At 63.4% G+C, this 4363-nt stretch carries 6 protein-coding genes; 2 read left to right on the top strand and 4 right to left on the bottom strand.

The annotated features are described in order from the left end of the window. The 4 genes from ACRCSW_RS18335 to ACRCSW_RS18320 all read right to left on the bottom strand — a co-directional run. Positions 1-395: esterase/lipase family protein (locus ACRCSW_RS18335; protein ID WP_438707090.1), on the bottom strand; the 395-nt coding region annotated here is incomplete at its 3' end. A 45-nt stretch (positions 396-440) separates the two neighbouring features. Next, positions 441-1169: a nuclear transport factor 2 family protein gene (locus ACRCSW_RS18330; protein ID WP_438707089.1), complete on the bottom strand. Its 729-nt coding sequence runs from the start codon at positions 1167-1169 to the stop codon at positions 441-443. Between the two features lie 50 nt (positions 1170-1219). Then, positions 1220-1582 (bottom strand): nuclear transport factor 2 family protein, encoded by a 363-nt coding sequence (locus ACRCSW_RS18325; RefSeq protein WP_438707088.1) that lies wholly within the window; start codon positions 1580-1582, stop codon positions 1220-1222. Between the two features lie 110 nt (positions 1583-1692). Then, the gene (locus ACRCSW_RS18320) at positions 1693-2346 is read right to left on the bottom strand and encodes a hydrolase (protein WP_438707087.1); all 654 of its coding nucleotides are present in this window, start codon (positions 2344-2346) and stop codon (positions 1693-1695) included. Positions 2347-2840: 494 nt separating this feature from the next. On the opposite strand from ACRCSW_RS18320, the gene ACRCSW_RS18315 reads away from it, so the two are divergent. Next, positions 2841-3674: an alpha/beta fold hydrolase gene (locus ACRCSW_RS18315; RefSeq protein ID WP_438707086.1), complete on the top strand. Its 834-nt coding sequence runs from the start codon at positions 2841-2843 to the stop codon at positions 3672-3674. Positions 3675-3772: 98 nt separating this feature from the next. Continuing rightward, positions 3773-4363, top strand: a 591-nt coding sequence (locus ACRCSW_RS18310) for an alpha/beta hydrolase (RefSeq protein ID WP_438707085.1), incomplete at its 3' end; no start/stop codon positions are given.

Here is a 4363-nt window from a genome sequence, read left to right as displayed (position 1 = left end):
ATTGACGCATTGAGGAAGGCAAGGCTCTCGCCGATCTCGGGTTGAAATGCGGCAATGTACACCAGCGCCTTGACCTGCGGATCGGTTCCTGCCTGGCTGATCACCATCCCGCCGTAGGAGTGGCCGACAAGCACAACGGGGCCATCCTGTGCGTAGAGCGCGCGGCGTGTTGCCGCAATGTCATCCGCGATCGAGGTCATGGGCAGTTGAACCACCGTGACGTCATAACCGTCAGCGGTCAGCCGGTCATAGACCGCCCGCCAGGCACCGCCATCCATGTTCAGGCCATGCACCAGAACGATGTTGTTCACGTCGGCGAGCGCAGCTCCTGACTGGGTGGTCAGTGCACCGAAAGCCATGGTGCCGGAAAGCAGAAGAGTCTGTAGATGGGTCATGATTGGGGTCTCCATTTGTAGCAGATGTCGTGGTGACTATGCTGCTCATGCTGCGGCGCGACGCGCGCCTTCCTCAGGATCGAACATCGACAGGCCAGCTAGACCGGCCGCTGGCGGCACCTCGGCTTGCAGAACATCCCAGTGTTCAGCCAACTTACCGCCCTCGACCCGGAAGATATCGACCACCACTTGCGGCACGTCTGCCCAGCCGCGGATGCGACCGTGAATGGCCACCAGATCACCTTCGGCGATGATCAGGCCCGGCTCGTAGTTGACGGAGGGCGACAGGGTCTCGACGATGCCGCGCAGGGCGTCCCGCCCCTGAGGAATGTTCGGATTGTGCTGGATATAGTCATCGGCATACAGGCGATCGACTGCCGAGGCATCGTGACGCTGAAACAGAGACGTCATCGCATCAAGCACCAGCGCCCGGTTGCGCTGGGGGCGATCATCGGGCGTGCGATCTGCGGGCCGGGTGACGGCAATCGTTCCGGTCATCCGCAAAAACTGGCCATCGGGCAACGTGGCAAACGAATGGACCAGGCCGCGATCATAGTCCTGAACATTCGTGACCGTCGCACCGTCCTTCTCCTGCCAACTGACGGCGAAGCTGCTGTTGCCGAGCGGTTCAACCTGAATATCGACCGTCTCGATCCGGGCGAAGGACCCTTCCTTGATCTCGAACCTCAATTGGGTGACGGACTGGAGGGTGAGGCTCACCTTGAAGCTTGGATAGGTGACGTCCATCTGCTGTCCGACGGGGAAATGATCCATGGGAACTCGGTTCCTTTCGAAGACGGGGTTGATGGGGGCTGGCGCGTCGATCAAGTGCCTGGCTGGTCGAGGAAAACGTGCAGGGACCGAATGAGTCCGCGCTGAACATGCGCAACATCGGTGCCAGTCACGGCAACGGGCCCGCCCGGCGGTCCAGCGCTCCATTGCAACCGGCCAAAACCGTTGTGGCCTAAGGCCGGTCTGATGGCAGTAAAGGTGAAATCCGGCGGCAGCTCCGCGAGCAGATCGCTTACGGCCTGCGAGATCGCGTCGTGGCCCTGCGCCGACTGATGCGGTTCGTGCAGGGTGGCATCCGCGGCGTAAAGGTCACGGATCGCCGCGATGCGCCGCTGGGCGTCACGTTCGCCGAAAACCCGCTCAAGGTTCGCCTGCATGATCTTTTCGTAGTCCACTTGTCACTCCCTGTGGCCGAGCGCGAAAGAGAAATGGGGATGACGAGCAAAGATGAGCGGTCGACCGCAACGGCGCATCGTCCGGGCTCCTCGCCACCCCCTGCGAAGGATCACTCAGCGGCAGTTCGCAGCGGCGTGTTGAGGAGCTGCTGCTCCCACAGATAAGCGATGCCGCTGCCGCCGCCGTGCTGGGTCAGCACCTCGGTCAGCTTGATGGCGGTCTCCATCCGCGCCCAGTCGCGCTGCCATTCGGCGGCCAGCGCCATCCAGGTCACCATGTTGGCACCCGCCGCGACCATGCGCTGGATGGCGACCTGATGCGCCTCAACCGAGACGCCGCCCGATGCATCGGTGACTACCGTAACGTCCCACCCTTCGCCAAGCGCCTGGATCGCGGGCATAGCCACGCAAACCTCGGTCCAGAGGCCCGCGAGGATCAACTGCTTGCGGCCCGTTGCCTTGACGACATCGACCACCTTCCGGTCCTCCCAGGTGTTGATGAACGTCCGGTCGATGACCTCCTGGCCGGGGAACACATCGGTGATCTGGGGAAAGAGATAACCGCCCCGCTCGGCCACCACGGTGGTCAGGATCGTGGGGACTCCGAAGGCCTTGGCCGCTTTCGCGAGGCCCGCGGTGTTGTTGATTACCATCTGCGGCTCGTGGGTGTTCAGGTTCGCGAGCTGGTAGGGCTGGTGGTCGATCAGAACGAGCACGGAATCTTCGGGACGAAGCAGCGAGGCAAGGCCGTTGCGAGAGGTCATGGGATTTTCCTTCGATTGCAGGGGTGAGCGAGGCTCAGGTGTCAGACCCTAGCGAAGCCACTCCGGCCTTGCGGCGCGGAAACTGCCGCGACGGTGCCAGTCTTGCGGCCAAGCCGCATTTGCCTCGTTCGACACCATGTTGCGGAACCCCTACCGGTCGGGATCACCCAAGAAGCCTTGCCGCTTGACTGGCACTTCCCGGCTCTCACGACCCCGCTCCTGCAAGACTGACCTGAAAGACCGCAAGATCGGCACCCTGGCGGCAGGTTCTGCGCCGCGACGGATGCGGACCCCCGGTACCTTACGACTGCAGGGCGCCCCGGTCTTCGCGGAGCCGCTGTCTCGCGAAAGGATGACCAATGCACCTCAGCAATGACCTGACCCAGCTAGCGCTGACCCGACGCACGGTTCTCTCCTCTGCTGGAGCGCTCGCCGCTGCGATCGCTCTCCCCATTCCGGGTCTTGCTCAAACTCACCCAAAAGGAGACTTCGTGATGGCATTCCTCACCACATCCGACGGCACACAGCTTTTCTACAAGGACTGGGGCCCGAAGGACGCCCAGCCCGTCATGTTCCATCACGGCTGGCCCCTCAGCGCCGACGACTGGGACAACCAGATGCTTTTCTTCCTGTCGCAGGGCTACCGAGTGATCGCACATGACCGGCGCGGTCACGGCAGGTCGGACCAGACCGATACCGGCAACGACATGGACACCTATGCCGCAGATGTCGCGGAAATCGCCGAGGCCTTGGACCTGCGTGACACAATCCATGTCGGACACTCGACCGGCGGTGGCGAGGTCACGCGCTATGTCGCACGCGCCAAGCGCGGCCGCGTAGCCAAGGCAGTGTTGATAGGTGCTATTCCGCCCGTGATGGTCCGGTCCGATGCGAACCTGGATGGCGTACCGCTTGACGTGTTCGACGGGTTTCGCGCTGCCCTGGTGGCGAACCGCGCCCAGTTCTATCGCGATGTGCCCAGCGGACCGTTCTACGGGTTCAACCGGCCGGGCGCGACGGTCACCCAGGGGCTGATCGACAACTGGTGGCGTCAAGGCATGGCAGGCGGCGCAAAGGCGCATTACGACTGCATCGCCGTCTTTTCCGAGACGGATTTCACCGAAGATCTGAAGGCGATCTCGGTCCCGGTTCTGATCATGCACGGTGAGGATGACCAGGTCGTACCGATCGCGAACTCGGCCCACAAAGCCATCAACCTGGTGCGGAACGGCATCCTGAAGACATACCCCGGTCTTTCGCACGGCCTCTTCGCCACGCACCCCGAGATCATCAACGCCGATCTCTTGGCGTTCGCCCGCTCGGCCTGACGAGGCGCACGTCACCGGCAGGCACCAACGCCCTGTGGGCAGCAAATACGGCTGCAGTGCCGACAACCAGTGTTCCACCCCAGAAAGGAGAGAAGACCATGACCAATACTCTGAAAATGATCGCCGCTGCGGCAGTTGCGGGCAGCGTCGCCTTTGGTGCCAGTGCCGACCCCGTCCGCAACATCGTCCTCGTCCACGGCGCCTTCGCCGACGGATCGGGTTGGCGCGGGGTTTACGATGAGCTGACCGCGCGCGGCTACACCGTCAGCATCGTGCAGAACCCGCTGACCTCCTTCGCCGACGATGTCGCGGCCACCCGGCGTGTGCTGAATCGGCAGGACGGCCCGGTGATCCTCGTCGGCCATTCCTATGGCGGCAGCGTGATCACCGAGGCAGGCACCGATCCGAAAGTCGCGGGCCTTGTCTACGTGGCGGCCTTCGCGCCCGAGGTCGGGCAGTCCACGCTGGACCAGTATGCCGAGGTCCCGCCGCCGCCGAACTTCGTGCCCGAAGAGCAGCCCGATGGTTTCGCCTATCTGAACGGCGAGCGGTTCCGCGCCGGCTTTGCCGGAGACACCAGCGAGGCTGACGCGGCCTTCCTGCGCGATAGTCAGGTGCCCATTGCGATGGCGGCCCTTGCCGCCCCCGTGACCGTCGCCGCCTGGAAGACCAAGCCCAGCTGGTACATC

This window comes from Tabrizicola sp., from assembly GCF_051645465.1.
Classification (GTDB): domain Bacteria; phylum Pseudomonadota; class Alphaproteobacteria; order Rhodobacterales; family Rhodobacteraceae; genus Tabrizicola.
This window is presented reverse-complemented; position numbering and strand designations above follow the sequence as displayed.